The 13850-nt window shown below is 65.5% G+C and carries 15 protein-coding genes; 6 read left to right on the forward strand and 9 right to left on the reverse strand.

Annotation, left to right across the window (positions count from 1 at the left end):
- Positions 1-348: 348 nt before the first annotated feature.
- Both E2F48_RS02305 and E2F48_RS02310 read left to right on the forward strand, forming a co-directional pair.
- Complete coding sequence (locus E2F48_RS02305) at positions 349-1914, forward strand: glycosyltransferase family 2 protein (protein ID WP_246018479.1); 1566 nt, start codon at positions 349-351, stop codon at positions 1912-1914.
- Positions 1911-2132, forward strand: a complete 222-nt coding sequence (locus tag E2F48_RS02310; protein ID WP_246018480.1) for a hypothetical protein — start codon at positions 1911-1913, stop codon at positions 2130-2132. Before E2F48_RS02305 ends, E2F48_RS02310 begins: the two co-directional genes overlap by 4 nt.
- Before the next feature lie 11 nt (positions 2133-2143).
- Here E2F48_RS02310 and E2F48_RS02315 read toward each other — a convergent pair whose 3' ends face one another.
- Positions 2144-2509 carry a nuclear transport factor 2 family protein gene (locus E2F48_RS02315; protein WP_165968665.1) on the reverse strand — a complete coding sequence of 122 codons (366 nt, stop codon included), beginning with the start codon at positions 2507-2509 and terminating at the stop codon, positions 2144-2146.
- A gap of 294 nt (positions 2510-2803) precedes the next feature.
- On the opposite strand from E2F48_RS02315, the gene E2F48_RS02320 reads away from it, so the two are divergent.
- Positions 2804-3994, forward strand: a complete 1191-nt coding sequence (locus tag E2F48_RS02320; RefSeq protein ID WP_165968666.1) for a glycosyltransferase — start codon at positions 2804-2806, stop codon at positions 3992-3994.
- Positions 3995-4048: 54 nt separating this feature from the next.
- On the opposite strand, the gene E2F48_RS02325 is transcribed toward E2F48_RS02320, so the two are convergent.
- From E2F48_RS02325 to E2F48_RS02350, 6 genes are all read right to left on the reverse strand, one after another.
- Positions 4049-4618, reverse strand: a complete 570-nt coding sequence (locus E2F48_RS02325) for a hypothetical protein (protein WP_133402379.1) — start codon at positions 4616-4618, stop codon at positions 4049-4051.
- Positions 4619-4731: 113 nt separating this feature from the next.
- Positions 4732-4974: a hypothetical protein gene (locus E2F48_RS02330; RefSeq protein ID WP_133402380.1), complete on the reverse strand. Its 243-nt coding sequence runs from the start codon at positions 4972-4974 to the stop codon at positions 4732-4734.
- A gap of 9 nt (positions 4975-4983) precedes the next feature.
- Entirely contained in the window at positions 4984-6381 is a 1398-nt protein-coding gene (locus tag E2F48_RS02335; RefSeq protein ID WP_133402381.1) for an FAD-binding oxidoreductase, read from the reverse strand.
- Between the two features lie 352 nt (positions 6382-6733).
- Positions 6734-8158 carry a dihydrolipoyl dehydrogenase family protein gene (locus tag E2F48_RS02340; RefSeq protein ID WP_133402382.1) on the reverse strand — a complete coding sequence of 475 codons (1425 nt, stop codon included), beginning with the start codon at positions 8156-8158 and terminating at the stop codon, positions 6734-6736.
- 101 nt (positions 8159-8259) lie between these two features.
- Positions 8260-8772, reverse strand: coding sequence for a GNAT family N-acetyltransferase (locus tag E2F48_RS02345; RefSeq protein WP_246018481.1), 513 nt, complete (start codon positions 8770-8772; stop codon positions 8260-8262).
- A 95-nt stretch (positions 8773-8867) separates the two neighbouring features.
- Positions 8868-9284: a GNAT family N-acetyltransferase gene (locus tag E2F48_RS02350; RefSeq protein WP_133402383.1), complete on the reverse strand. Its 417-nt coding sequence runs from the start codon at positions 9282-9284 to the stop codon at positions 8868-8870.
- A gap of 136 nt (positions 9285-9420) precedes the next feature.
- On the opposite strand from E2F48_RS02350, the gene E2F48_RS02355 reads away from it, so the two are divergent.
- From E2F48_RS02355 to E2F48_RS02365, 3 genes are all read left to right on the forward strand, one after another.
- Complete coding sequence (locus tag E2F48_RS02355) at positions 9421-10266, forward strand: class I SAM-dependent methyltransferase (protein ID WP_133402384.1); 846 nt, start codon at positions 9421-9423, stop codon at positions 10264-10266.
- A 247-nt stretch (positions 10267-10513) separates the two neighbouring features.
- Positions 10514-11263 carry a VOC family protein gene (locus E2F48_RS02360; RefSeq protein ID WP_342772571.1) on the forward strand — a complete coding sequence of 250 codons (750 nt, stop codon included), beginning with the start codon at positions 10514-10516 and terminating at the stop codon, positions 11261-11263.
- Between the two features lie 106 nt (positions 11264-11369).
- Positions 11370-12539 carry a PQQ-dependent sugar dehydrogenase gene (locus tag E2F48_RS02365; protein WP_246018482.1) on the forward strand — a complete coding sequence of 390 codons (1170 nt, stop codon included), beginning with the start codon at positions 11370-11372 and terminating at the stop codon, positions 12537-12539.
- A 61-nt stretch (positions 12540-12600) separates the two neighbouring features.
- Here E2F48_RS02365 and E2F48_RS02370 read toward each other — a convergent pair whose 3' ends face one another.
- Both E2F48_RS02370 and E2F48_RS02375 read right to left on the reverse strand, forming a co-directional pair.
- The gene (locus tag E2F48_RS02370; RefSeq protein WP_133402385.1) at positions 12601-13035 is read right to left on the reverse strand and encodes a hypothetical protein; all 435 of its coding nucleotides are present in this window, start codon (positions 13033-13035) and stop codon (positions 12601-12603) included.
- 101 nt (positions 13036-13136) lie between these two features.
- Positions 13137-13808, reverse strand: coding sequence for a DNA alkylation repair protein (locus E2F48_RS02375; protein ID WP_133402698.1), 672 nt, complete (start codon positions 13806-13808; stop codon positions 13137-13139).
- Positions 13809-13850: the final 42 nt, after the last annotated feature.

A 13850-nucleotide genomic window follows, 5' to 3' on the forward strand; every position in this document is an offset into this window, starting at 1 on the left:
CTGCACGATAGGTCGGTTTCTCCAATTCTGCCCGGTCCGTAAGCGGCAGGACCCAGCTCCACAGCGGCCGGTTCCAGCCCGAACCACTTCCGGCACGTCGGCGGGGGAATCTGAAGGCAGGGCAAATCGCTCGCCGGCCGCGAGCTGCGACCGGCTCTTCCGCGGCAGTCTGGCGGAACGGGGTGCAGTTCGGTAGCGTAAGCAGACAGGGAAGGAAGTACCCGCCGCGCCGCTGGGGTGGGCGGACTCGGTAATCTGAGAAGCGTGTGAAAAGGTCTCAATTTCATGAATGCTCAGGCGCTCAATCCTGTCCGTACTGGTGCCCGGCCGAGCGCCGGCTGACAATCCGTGGACACGACGAAAATTCTGCCGCCCCGCACTTCGAAACCGTACCCCGGCCGGCGGCGGGTCCCCGACTCCACTACGGCACCGCAGGGGGAGGGGACGTCCTCCGGCCGGACCGCTTCCAGGCCGGCGGCGAGGGGCCGCTTCCACCGGACGGTCGGCCTGGTCATTGCCGTGCTGGCGGCCGCAGCCGCGGCCTCGTTGTGGGCAGCGGTGGCCATCGGGGGGCCGTCCCGGGTGGAAGGTCCCGCCAGCGGCGTCATCCTGGGGTTGTGGCGCGTGCTGTACAACACGGACACGCCCCCGGTTCGCGTGCTGGCCACCGCCACGGCCCTGGCGGTGCTCCTGGCGGCCGGCGTCGCGCTGCTTGAACAGCGCATCGCGACGCGGTCGCGGCGTTCGGCTAACCCGGTCAGCACCCCGCTGGCACCGCGCATCGTGATGGCCGCGACGCGCGGGGCCTATTCCGGCCCGGTCAGCGTCACCGTGCTCATCCCGGCGCACAATGAGGAGGCCTCGCTGCCGGCCACCATCGCCTCGCTCCGGACCCAGTCCCACCCCCCGGAGCGGATCATCGTGGTTGCAGATAACTGCACCGATGCCACGATCGCACTGGCCCGCCGTGCCGGAGTTGAGGTGTTCGAGTCGGTCAACAACAGCCGGAAAAAGGCCGGTGCCCTGAATCAGGCGCTCACCTGGATTCTTCCCGCCCAGGGCCCCAACGACGTCGTCATGGTCATGGACGCCGATACCCGGATTGATGACGGATTCCTTGCGGCAGCCGTGCAGCGCTTCACGGATGACCGCGCCCTAATGGCGGTCGGCGGCCTGTTCTACGGCGAGCTGGGACACGGACTGCTGGGCCAGTTCCAGCGCAATGAGTACATCCGCTACAGCCGACAAATCCGGCGCCGGCGCGGACGGGTGTTCGTGCTGACCGGGACGGCGTCGCTCTTCCGTCCTGCCGCATTGAGAACCGTCGCCGAGCAAAGGGGGGTCTCGATCCCCGGCACCAACGGGGACGTCTACGATACGGCGGCCCTGACCGAGGACAATGAGCTGACAATCGCCCTGAAGTCTCTGGGCGCGCTGATCATTTCCCCGCACCAATGCACTGTTGTCACCGAGCTCATGCCCACCTGGTCCATGCTGTGGGCTCAGCGGCTGCGATGGCAGCGCGGGGCCCTTGAGAACATCGGCGCCTACGGCGTAACGCCGCAAACCCTGCGGTACTGGGTGCAACAGCTCGGCATCGGGTACGGGGTCCTTGCCCTTGGCTCCTACCTGCTGCTCGGAGTCCTCATGGTGCTTTCCCTCGATGAGTGGGTCTGGTTTCCGTTCTGGCTGGGCCTTGGCGCCCTGTTCATGGTCGAACGGGTGTGCACGGTCTGGAAGGGCGGCTGGCGTGCCCGCCTGCTGGCCGCGACGCTGCTGCCCGAACTCTGCTTCGATATGTTCCTCAATATCGTCTACGTCAAGGGCATCATCGATATCTCGCTCGGCCGGGCCGCGGACTGGAAGCACGTGCCACACACCAGCGCAGTGGACGAACAGGAGACGGCATTGTGATTAGTTCACTGCGCGTTCCCAGCGGGCTTGTCTTCCCGGAATCGATCCTGCACAGCGAGCTGTTCGCCGTTCTGGCCACCTTCGTGGCCATCAACACGGTCATGTACGCTGCACTGGCCATCGTGAAGGTACTCCCGAAACTCTACCCACCGGCGTGGCTGCGCTCCCGGAGGGAACGCAGCGAAACCCGCAGCATCCACCCCGACATGCCCTCCTGACCGGGCGCCGCTCAGGCAGGGCCGTCCGGGGCCAACTCCACATTGTAGGAGCGGATTCTTGCCACCCGCCCCTGGGCGAAGTCGTAGATATCGCATGAGGCCACCCGGCTCAGGCTGCCATCAGCACCGGCGTACCGGGCGACGCTGTCCACGATGACGGATTCACCGGCGACCATGACCCTAAACTGCTCGAAGTCGGTGTGCACGTCCGTGAGGTCCTCGGTGAGGGATTCACAAATGCGCACCACTGCGGGCTTTCCGTGGACGTCTTCGCCTCCGACCAGCTCCCAGTCGATGTCATCATTCAGACGGGGAATGGCATCCTCAAATTTGTGGCCCGAGAACGCCCTGGCCACCGTCTCCATATCCATCTGCATTGCGCCGCCCTTCCACGCCGTCCGAGGACACCTTGGCCAGGGTCCTTTTCCCATTGAACTCCCCGACCTGCCCTGCAGGCTACGGTTCTGTGGCTCGGGACTTCACCCGCGTCGTTGCTCAACCTTCGCCTAGCTGTTTGGGCGGATCGGCACCACAGGATTCCATTCGGCCGCTTATTCTTGCCGTCCCACGATGAGGAGCTGAATGCTTGAGTGGCGGGTGGTGCGCCGAGAGGCTGCAGCCGTTCAGCCCGTTCCGATGCCGGGTGGGCAAGGGATTTTCAAGGGGATGCAGTGAGGCTTTTGCTGGTGACCGCGGGGACGCGAGGCGACGTCGATCCTTTTGCAGTGCTCGCCCGCAGGGCACTGCGGGCAGGGCATGAGGTGCGCCTTGTGGTTCCCGACAATTCCGGTGTGGATACCTCAGGCATCGATACCGCCAGTCTGGGCGTCGATTACAGCCGGTGGATCGAGCACCAGGGGGTTTCCCTTGGTGCCGCGCTTCGCTCGTACCGTTCGGTTGTGCGCCCGGCCATCCGCCGCGTCATGATCGAGTCGGCGAGAGCGGTTCTTGAATATTCCCCCGACGTGCTGGTAGCGCACCCGAAGATCCTCTCGGCGCCGCTGGTTGCCGAGGCACTGGGCATTCCCTTCGTGTGGGTTGAAATGGTGCCGGTGCTGACCCCGACGCGCGCGTTCCCCGCCGCGGGAACCGTCAGTCGAAACATGGGCCCGCTCAACCGGTTCACCTACCGGGCTGTGGCCGGGGGCGCGGCCATGTTCCGCCGGGATCTAGGCGAGGTGGCGAAGCTCGTAGGCTTTCGAGGTGGCCGCATTGCGCCGCCAGCGGCAACGCTTATGCCTATCAGCCCGGCGATCCTGCAGCGCCCTCCGGACTGGCCGGCCACCGTTCACCTCACCGGACCGTGGCGCACACCCGCTGCCGGGCTGGTCCCGGACCATGTGGCCGAGTTCATGGCGGGCGGGGAATACGTCTATGCCGGTTTCGGTTCGATGGCTGCCGGGGATCCTGTCGCCCGCGCCCGCGAGGTGGTGGGCGGTATCCGCAGGACCGGAGCGCGTTCCCTTATTGCCACCGGTCTCGGCGGCCTGTCCGTCCCCCCTGAGGTGCTCGGTGACGATGTGCTCGTGATGCATTCGGTAGCCCATGACGTTGTCCTGCCCCTGGCGCGGGCAGCCGTGCACCACGGCGGGATCGGGACCGTTCAGGCAGCTCTGGCAGCCGGCACCGTTTCGGTCATCGTGCCGTTCATCGCAGACCAGCCCTTCTGGGGGGCCCGGGTTCATAAGGGCGGACTCGGCCCTTCACCCATTCGACAGCGTGCTCTTACCTCGGGGCGCCTTGAGGCGGCCCTGTCCCAGGCTGGGGAGTACCGGCCAGCGGTGCAACGGGCGGCACGCGTCATGGCGGCGGAGGACGGGCCGGCCGCTGCCGTCGACATTATTGAGACACTTCACCGCTGAGCTTTATCGGCGGGTTTATCGGCGACTTCAACCGGGCCGGGACGGCGCGCGGGTTCACGGAGGGGCGTCGTCGGCGTCCACGTCGCCACGGAGAGCCAGACCGCGCAGGTACAGCGGGTCACCGGCCACTTCGAAAGGGCATTGCCCAACGGCGAAACCCAACGCCTGGAACCCCTGCCCACGTTCGGGTGCCTCCCTCGGCCGGAGCGGCCGTGCCCCTAGCGGTCTTGGAGACAGGATCTGCAGCGGTGCGCCGACCGGTCCGCTGGTCCGTCCCCGCAACTGCTGAAACCGGAACCCCGAGTCCTGGAGGGCGAGGTATCCCGCCCTCCAGCCGCTGTTTGGAGCTATCCCTGCCTCGTCGGGGTAGCGAACGACCGCTTCGATGACTCCCCGGGCAATATTGGCCTCGATGCGGCGCAGCCGGCGTTTCCGCCCGGCCCGGCGCACCAGCAGGGCCGCAGCCATTGCCGGCACCACGGCAACCGTCGCCGCGGTCCACGGGCCGAGCTGATCGCGAAGCATCGTCCAGGGAAGAAGCACAGCGCCGCAGAACCAGTAAGGCGAGGAAGCCCAGAGCTTCTCCCAAATGCCTGGAGGCAGCAGAGTGGCGTCGGCGTTCATCAGGTGAGCTTAGACGAAGCCCCAACGCCCAAGGGGTGCTGATGGACTGCGCTCCGCGGTGCTTCCGTGGAGACGGGCTCGGTGGCTCTCCGGGCCGCCCCGATCACGGCTGACTAATGATCCTCGGGTTCCACCTGGCGGGTGTCCTGGTCCTTTCTCGGAACGGTGATCACGAACCAAATGATGCCCAGGTAGAACGAGGTGCCCGCAACCACGGCCGGTACCGGACCGAAGGCGGCGTCGACCAGCAGGGCTATCGGCGGTGGGAAAACCAGAAAAAGCAGGCGCCATGTCGTCAGTTCGCGGCCGGTGATATTCCAGTTCCGCTCATTCGACCGTCCGTTCGGGCTCCTCATCTCTGGAGACTACATTTCGCCGGACCCGCCCGCTGCGACGTGGCGCGAAAAAATGCCACGGGGATCGTAGGCCGCGCCCACCTCAGCGAGCCGGGCGCGGATGTCGGCGGGCCAGGAGCTTACGGCCGCCTCGTCTGCAGGCTTCGCCTGAAAATTGATCAAGGTTGTGTCCGACAGCCATGGAGCGAGACGACTGGTGATGCCCTCCATCGCCTGGGGCAGGACCGATTCGAACAGGCTCGGATCGGGAAGCCCGGCCAGCAGGAGCGAGTAATCCGAGCTGCGTCCGCCAACAGCGCTGCCCTCGGGCACGTCGCGGCGGGTGGCACCGCCGAGATGGCGGACCTCGGCCGCTACCACCGGGACGTCCACATCGGGACCAACGGCACCCAGGAGCGCCGCGGCGAAACCGGCGTCGGCGTGGGTCAGCAGCCGCTGGACATTGCCGTCCCAGAGGGGGATCGGGTCATCCGGGTCATTGTGGATCGAGCCGATGTCTGCGGCCGCCATGTCGCTGACAGCATCGATGAGTGCCGGTGCAACGCCGCGCAGAGGGGCGAGCAGCCGCTGGCCCTCCGACGCCGCGCCGACATACGCCACCCGGAGGTGCAGCGCTGTCTTCCCTCGCAGCGGTTCCGGAATGAACTCAAGCGGCGGGAACCGAACAATGGCCGCGGACGACGTGAGTTCCTCCGGCACGGTCTGCGTCCATTCAAGCCACGCCGTGAACACCGCTCCGACATGTTCGGGGGCGAAAAACATCGAGCCGCCGTAGAGGGTTTTTAAAGGCACGAGTTCGAGTTCCATAGCAGTGACCACGCCGAGGCCGCCCTTACCGCCCCGCAGCGCCCAAAAGAGGTCGGGGGAGTGCGTGGCGTCGGCGTGGACCAGGTCACCCTCGGCCGTGATGACACGGAAGGCTCGGACCCAGTCGGAGGACATCCCGAAGGTCCGGGCGAGCGGCCCGACGCCCCCGCCGAGGATGTAGCCGATCGCTCCGACGCCGGTTGACGATCCCACGACGGGAGCCAGTCCGTGCGTGGCCGCGGCGGCAACGACGTCACTGACGCGATGGCCGGCCGCGACCGTAGCTGTCCGCGCATCGGCATCCACAGCCACCTCCCCCGCGAGCCGGGAGGTCGTCAGCATCAGCCCCTCCGTCACATCGACGTAGGATCCGTGGCCAGTCGCGAAGACAGTGAGGGGCAGGGAGTTCTCCGTGGCGAAGCGGACGGCGGCCGCCACGTCGGCCTCGGAGTCGGCCCCGACGACGAGGTCCGGATCGTGCTTGACGAGCACGTTGTAGGCGGCAACCTCCGCGGCCAGGGCGTCGTCGCCGCGCGCAAGCACCGGGCCGGAGATGAGAGTTCGCAGTTCATTGAGCTGGTGGACTGATACTTCTGCCATGGGTGGGCCTTTCACGGGATACGAGGGAAGGTTCGGGGTGGGGTGTTCGGATGGGTGTCGGTCGCCTGGCCACCGCGTTGGCTGTCGGTGCGCGGAATCAGCTGGACGTGGACGGCGGGTTTCAACCTTGAGGACGGCTCTGAAGCGGCGGCCGTCACCATGGCCGTTTTATGGCGTGGGCATCCTGCTGAGCCGGCTTCCCTCCGGCGACAGGCTCGCAACGATTTCTTGTCTAAAGGTTCAATTATACAGATAGTTTCCGCGGAAGGTTTCGCGGGGTGCCAGCTGGCCATCAGGCTCAGTAAAGCGACCGGAGTGGGGCGGGCGGGCCCAGAAGGGCCCCGCCAGATGCCTATGCCGCTTCGGCGTCCGAACTCGCCTGCGCGTCGCTGCGTACGATGACGCCGATCACGTCGTTGAAGGCCTCGGTGGAACTTGGGTGGGTGTAGATCGAATCCTGCAGCTGTGTCGCCGTGGTTCCGCTGCGCATCGCGAGGGAGACCACATTGATCATTTCCTGCGAGTCGACGCTAAGCAGGGCGGCGCCGAGAATCAGGTCCGTGTCGAGGTCGATGATGAACTTCATGATCCCCCGCGTCTCTTCGACGATGTAGGCCCGCGGCATGGCGAAAATCTCGCCCACGTTCTGGCTGCCCACCTTGATGCGGTGGCCGGCGGCCCGCGCTTCCCTCTCGGTGAGGCCGACCGTCGCGAGCGGCGGTGAAATGAAGAGCGTGCGCGGTACGGAGTGGCGGTCTGCAGTGCTGCGCTTTCCCTCGCCGATCAGCTGGTCGAGCACAATGCGGGCGTCATCGAGTGAGACGTAGGTGAACTGAGGGCCGCCGTTGACGTCGCCCAGGGCGAAGATGTGGCGCTGGCTTGTGCGGAGGTGCTCATCGACGACGACGGCGCCCCGCGGCGTGGTGCTTACGCCGGCGGCTTCAAGACCGAGGCCCTTCGTTGCCGGTGCGCGGCCGGTGGCGGGGAGGACCGCGTCCGCTTCGACAGAGAACTGCTCGCCGTTGCTCTCGTAGGTGACGACCGCACCGTCTCCGCCGTCTCGGATTTCGAGCACGTTGGCGTTCGTGACGATGTTGATGCCCTCGTTCTCGAAGATGCTGATGGCGGTCCGGGCGACGTCATCGTCCTCACGCCGGAGGATCTGGGATGTCATTTCGAGGATCGTCACTTCGGAGCCGAACGTCCGGTAGACGGCGCCGAGTTCAAGGCCCAGGTATCCGCCCCCGATGATGACGAGGTGGGCCGGCAGGTCCGTCCGGTGGATGAGGTCGGTGCTGGTGATGACATGGGCGCTGTCCCGGATGCCCTTGATGTCCGGAATGATCGGCTCCGAGCCGGTATTGATCAGGATTGTGTCGCCCGTGACGGTCACGTGGCGGCCGTCGACGTCGACGCTCACGGTGTGCGGGTCGACGAATGTTCCTTTGCCGGTGAGGATCGTCAGGGAGTCATGGGCGTCGAGCACGTCGTAGTTGATGTCACGGAACGATGAGGTGAGCTGGTGCACGGTGGTCACCGAGCGGCGGTACCAATCTCCGGGGGAGTCCTCTTCCCGACGATTGTGCGCGTGGTAGACCAGCGCCTTGGTGGGCACGCAGCCGACATTGGGGCAGGTACCGCCATACATCAGGGGCGACTGCTCGATGAGGACAACCCGTCTGCCGAGATGCCCGAGCGTCGACGCAGCGGTCTTCCCGCCCTTGCCGAAACCGATCACGATGACGTCCGCGGCGATGGTGCTCGGTGTGGTGTTCATGTTCCAAGGATGGTCCTGTGCAGGACGTAGACTCCAGCACAATGCAGCTTATTACTGCCCGAGCTGTGTGGTTGAGCTAAGAATAAGGCGGGCCCTCGGGGTCATTCCACCTGGAATTTGAATCCGCGGTGGGTTCCGACGAACCCGAGCCGTTCGTAGAAGCGGTGGGCATCCTCGCGGGCCTGGTCGGAAGTGAGCTGTACGAGTGCGGCCCCGGTTGTTGCTGCCGCTGTAGTGATGACCCAGCGCATCATCGCCGAACCAATGCCGCTGGAGCGTTCGACGCTGCAGACACGCACAGCTTCCACCAGAAGCCGGGTCGCGCCGCGGCGGGAGAGGCCGGGAATGCGGGTGAGCTGCATCGTGGCGACGGGCTCGTCGACCTCGTCTACGACAAGGAGGACCTCGTTGGAGGAGTCCGACATCAACTCCTTGAGCGCGGGAAGATACGCCGCGGTGTCCAATTCCTCCGCCCGGTCACCCCGGGCCGCGCTGATCGAGTCATCGGCGAGGAGAAACATGAGCGCGCCGAGGTCACTCTCAGCAACCCGCCGGAGCGTGAACGTTCGATGGTTGGTGCGAAGGACGTCGGGAAGGGTCAAGGCTCTGATCACAGCCTCAGCATTCCATGGACAAGGCAATGCCACTTTCTACCCAGTGAGACCTATACGAACGCGGCGTGACCTAGGCATTCCACGTGGGCCGAGTGCTAGCGGGTACGGGCCATCAGTCTGGCCGGGTCGGCCGGCGCGGTGAAGCCGAACTGGGCGTAGAGCTCGTGAGCGTCGTCAGTCGCCAAGAGGATCCGGTTCAATCCCAGCGCTTCAAGATCATTCACGACGCCGGCCGTCAGCATCTTGCCGATTCCTTGTCCCCGTACTTCCGCCGCGACAAACACGTCGCAGAGCCAGGCGAACGTGACGCCGTCGGTGATGACACGGGCGTATGCGACCTGTTCCCCGGTCTCGGCGTCGTACACCCCATAGTTCCGGGATGCATCTATAGCCTCATCCTGGGTCCGGCGGGACCGGCCCGTGGCCCAGTAGGACTGCTCGCTGAGCCACCGGTGGACGCGGGCGCGGTCGATCCTGCTGGCAGCCGTCGAAAAGAGGAAATGATTGCTCATGACAACACACTAGAGGGGCATTGTCAGTCGCCGTACGGGCCGGTGCGGGGCTGCGGGCGCAGGAGGGAAACCGTCAGGGGCGCAGGATGAACCGAATAGGCCAAAGTTTTGGCTGTCCTCTGCATAGACTCACCAAATGAATACGAGTCGGATTGCGATCGACTGGGCCGTTGCACGCGAAAGCAACCGTGCCAACTGGGAAGACCGGGTGCCCCTGCACGAAGAGGCATACGGGATCCGGCAGTTGGATGATCCCAACCATCTGACCTCCGTCGTCCGCACGGACCTGGCGGCGCTCGCACCCTTCCTCCCGGGTGGAACGGTCTCCGGCCTGGACGTGTGTCATCTGCAGTGCCATATCGGTACCGACACGCTTTCGTTGGCGAGGGCAGGCGCCCGGGTCACCGGCGTGGACTTCTCCCCGGCAGCCCTGCGATCCGCAGCCGATCTGGGGGACCGGCTCGGCATCGAGGCGACCTGGGTCGAAAGCGACGTTCTCGAGGCCCGCGCGGCTGTGGCCGGTGACTACGACCTTGTGTACACCAGCATTGGAACCATTAACTGGTTTCCCGATCTGGACCGGTGGGCAAGCCAGGTGGCAGGGCTCCTGCGGGATGGAGGATCGTTTTACATCAGGGATGGACACCCTGCCCTCTACTCCATCGATGAGCACGCCGACGGGTTGCAACTCCGCTACCCGTACTTCGGCAACGGCCAAGCGCAGCCCTGGGACGACGCGTCCACCTATGCCGGGGACGGCAAGGTGGACCACCCGCGGACATACCAGTGGGCGCATCCCTTGTCCGAAATCATCAACTCCCTTATCGGGACGGGCCTTCGGATACTTCGCGTCGACGAAGGCACAATGTTGCCGTGGAGATTCTCTCCCCGCATGGTCGAGGTGCCCGGCGGATTCGCATGGCCGGACGGCGAGCGCGACCTCGTGGCGTGCACGTTCACGATCATCGCGCGGAAGCCGTGAGGTTCACATTGCTCCAGTGAACTGGTCCAACCTCACCGCAAGACTCGGCTCCGCGCGCCGTCGTCACCCCGGAAGGCGGAGCTCGAACATGCGCGGAGAAGTACCGGCCGCTCCGTGCCCGTGCCCGTGCGCAGACCGCGCTCGCCGACCCTGAGAATGAGCACGCGATGGCCGGTTGACGCCACCAGCAGCCCTTCCGTGTTAAACCGAACTGTCCGCAGGCTTGTCGGCCGCGTCGCGTGATGACTTGAGCACTATCGATCGCGGGCTTACCGTGAGGATCATGTATCTGGAGAACATCGTCATGGACGCAGCCGAGCCGCAGCGCCTGGGCCGGTTCTGGGAAGCAGTGATCGGTGGCGAGCGGCTCACCGACGACTCTGACGCTTTCGAGACGCGGCTGGCGGTCGAGGGTGGACCGGTGCTCGACCTGTGCTTCCAGCGCGTCACCGAACCTCACTCCAATCAAACTCCCCGGCTCCACCTGGACCTCGTCGGTGGAGCGCGTCAGGACGAAGAGGTTGATCGGCTGCTCGCGCTGGGCGCACGACACCTCGACATCGGCCAGGGCGACGTGCCGTGGGTGGTCCTTGCAGACCCCGAGGGGAATCCCTGCTGCGTTATGGAGGACCGGGATGAGTACGTCGGCACCGGGCCGATTGCAGCGCTTCCGCTGGACTCCGCCGACCCGAACCGCGACCTGGAGTTTTGGTCCTGGCTGACCGGTTGGACCCAGGGGCCCGGCACGTCCCTCCGCCACCCTTCGCTGCGGGGACCCATCCTTGAGCTGTGCCCCGAAGTGCTTCCCAAGGGACCGGCAAAGAACCGGCTGCACCTCGATCTTCGGCTGGAGGCCGGGGACGACCCGGAGGCGGTCGCGGCAGGCATCGCGAATCGCGGCGGCCGGGAACTCCACCCGGGCTGGGGTGACCTGCCGTGGCGGATCTACGCGGATCCGTCGGGTAACGAGCTGTGCGTACTGCCGGCGCGCTCGTAGGGCGCGGCCGCACTGAGCCGTATCCAGCCCTGGGGCCGGCCGCTCCCTGCCGACTTCAGTGGCACAATCTGATCACCGACCCGGCAGGCAGAGGAGCAGGAGCAGCATGAAGATCATGGACACGGCAACCCGGCTCGTCCTCTGTCTTACGACGGCGGTGCTCCTGACCTCCTGCACCGGCACCGGTGACAGCCCCGCTCCAACCCTTACCGGCGAACCTGCCGCGCCGACGTCGCCGGTCCAGCCCCCGTCCACTGCCTCGCCCACACCTGCCGGCGTCGCAGGGCCTGCGGCGGAGCCCGGTCAGGCCACCGGCTCGGCCGCTGCCCGGATCGTCACGGACGGTCTTGCCGCCCCCTGGTCCGCCGTTCTTGTGGACGGGGTGGCGCTGGTCAGTGAGCGTGACAGCTCCCGGATCCTCGAGATCGCGGCCAATGGCACCCAGCGCGTCGCCGCGACCATTGAGGGTGTCACGGGCACGGGGGAGGGGGGCCTGCTGGGTCTGGCCGTGGATGGTGAGCGGCGGCTCTACGTGTACTCAACAGCGGACGACGGTAACCGCATCCAACGGTTCCCCATCACAGGGGCTCCCGGATCATTGGAACTTGGCGAAGCCGAAACCCTCCTCAGCGGCATCCCATCGGCGAGCATTCACAACGGCGGGCGCCTGGCCTTCGGGCCGGACGGCATGCTGTATGCCACCACCGGAGACGCCGGGCAGCGGAATGTCGCGCAGGACCGGTCGTCCCTGGGCGGGAAGATCCTTCGGATGGAGACGGACGGAGGTGTCCCGGACGACAACCCCTTCGCGGGCTCCCTCGTCTACAGCTACGGCCACCGGAACCCGCAGGGACTCACCTGGGACGACGCCGGCACGCTTTACGCGGCCGAGTTCGGGCAGAACACCTGGGATGAACTGAACGTCATCACGCCCGGATCGAATTACGGATGGCCGATCGTCGAAGGCATCGCGGAGTCGGAGGCATTCACCGACCCCGTGCAGCAGTGGACGCCGGAAACGGCCAGTCCCAGCGGTATCACCCATGTCAACGGGACGATCTTCATCGCAAACCTCCGCGGGCGGGTATTGCGTGCCGTACCGGTCGAGGACCCCAGCATGTCGGCCGAACTCTATGCCGGCGAATACGGTCGGATCCGGGACGTCATTCCCGGGCCCCAAAACACCCTATGGATCCTCACCAGCAATACCGACGGTCGCGGCAGGCCTGGCGCCGACGATGACCGCCTCATTAGTATTCCGCCGGATCTGCCCTAGGGCCTGCTTCGGCCCTTTCGGTGTCTCGCACGGATCACCCGGATCCATTGGGAATCAGGGATTACGGCCCTGGAGCGCGGGTAGCACCTGTTGTTAGACGCCTGGAGTTCCAGAAGGCAACGGCTTCGATTGCGCCGATGGACCCGATCAATACGAGTGGGCTCTTCAGGACTGCGCCCAGTAGGGCGAAGCCTGCATCCGCTACGGGTTCTGACGACAGGAATAGCGACGCCATGTCGATCGCCAACGCAATCACGTAGCCGGTATAGAAACAGACCCGGGTGGCACGGGATCCGCGGCTACGCCCAAAGGCCCTCGCCGTGAACTCGTAGACTACGTATTTGAGTCCGATGATGCTGGCAGCGAACGTTCCAACGAAGAGGAAATCGACATCCTCAGGGAATTTTCTGATCTGGACATTTGCCGGACCCTCGTAAACCCCCGCTGAATGAAACCAGAAGCCCGCCAGATGGGCTACGGCGGCCAGAATGACCACGGCGCCGTACCGTAACGCCACTCCACGCAATTCCTGTCGGACGGCCATGGCGCCGGTATGCCATTGTCGGTCCGTAGAGAGCGTCCTTCAGCCTCCGGTCCTCACCGGCGTGATTGACGGCTCACTATTTCGTTGATCCAGATCGGCGCAAAGGGTGAGGTGCAGTTCGGCGGGGTCGGATAGTCCTTCAGCACTTCGAGCCGCTCCCCAATGGAAATTGCGCGGGTTCGGAAATTCTCGTGTGCGATACCGATCTGGGCCAGGGTGTGGTTCATCGCCCACTGCAACCGGTCGGGAGCCTCTCTCATCTCCGCCTCGATGGTGTCGAGCAGCCCGCCCAGATCGAGCCCTTCCGGTTTCTTCACCACCCGCTCGCTCGTGAGGGCCCATCCCGCGCTGGCGACGCCCGGATCTGCGTCGTCGATCCATTCGACGCGGAGCTGCTCGGCGTACGGACTCACCTTCACCACATAATTGACGAACCAGTCCTGAACCTTCGGAGCGTCGGCCTCGCGCAACATTGCGTCCAACTCATCGCGCCCAAACTCCTTCGGCCGGCAGATGAGAAGTGCCAGCAGGCGGGCTGCCGTGTCACCGGTGGCCCATAGCTCACGGGACAGATCGTGCTGGGTCTTCAACCGCTTGGCGATGCCCCGCAGCTTGCTGAGATTCACCCCGTGGTCATCGCCGTGCTTTTCGTTCACCGCGCGCATCCGTGGATCCTCGAGAGAGGCAAGTTCGGCCAGCACATCGTCCGCCGTCGTTCCCGTCATCCGTGCCTCCATCTGTTGTCGTGGTCGCCAGTCCCCGCCCTG

The sequence above is a fragment of the Arthrobacter crusticola genome (assembly GCF_004357995.1).
In the GTDB taxonomy this organism is placed as follows: domain Bacteria; phylum Actinomycetota; class Actinomycetes; order Actinomycetales; family Micrococcaceae; genus Arthrobacter_D; species Arthrobacter_D crusticola.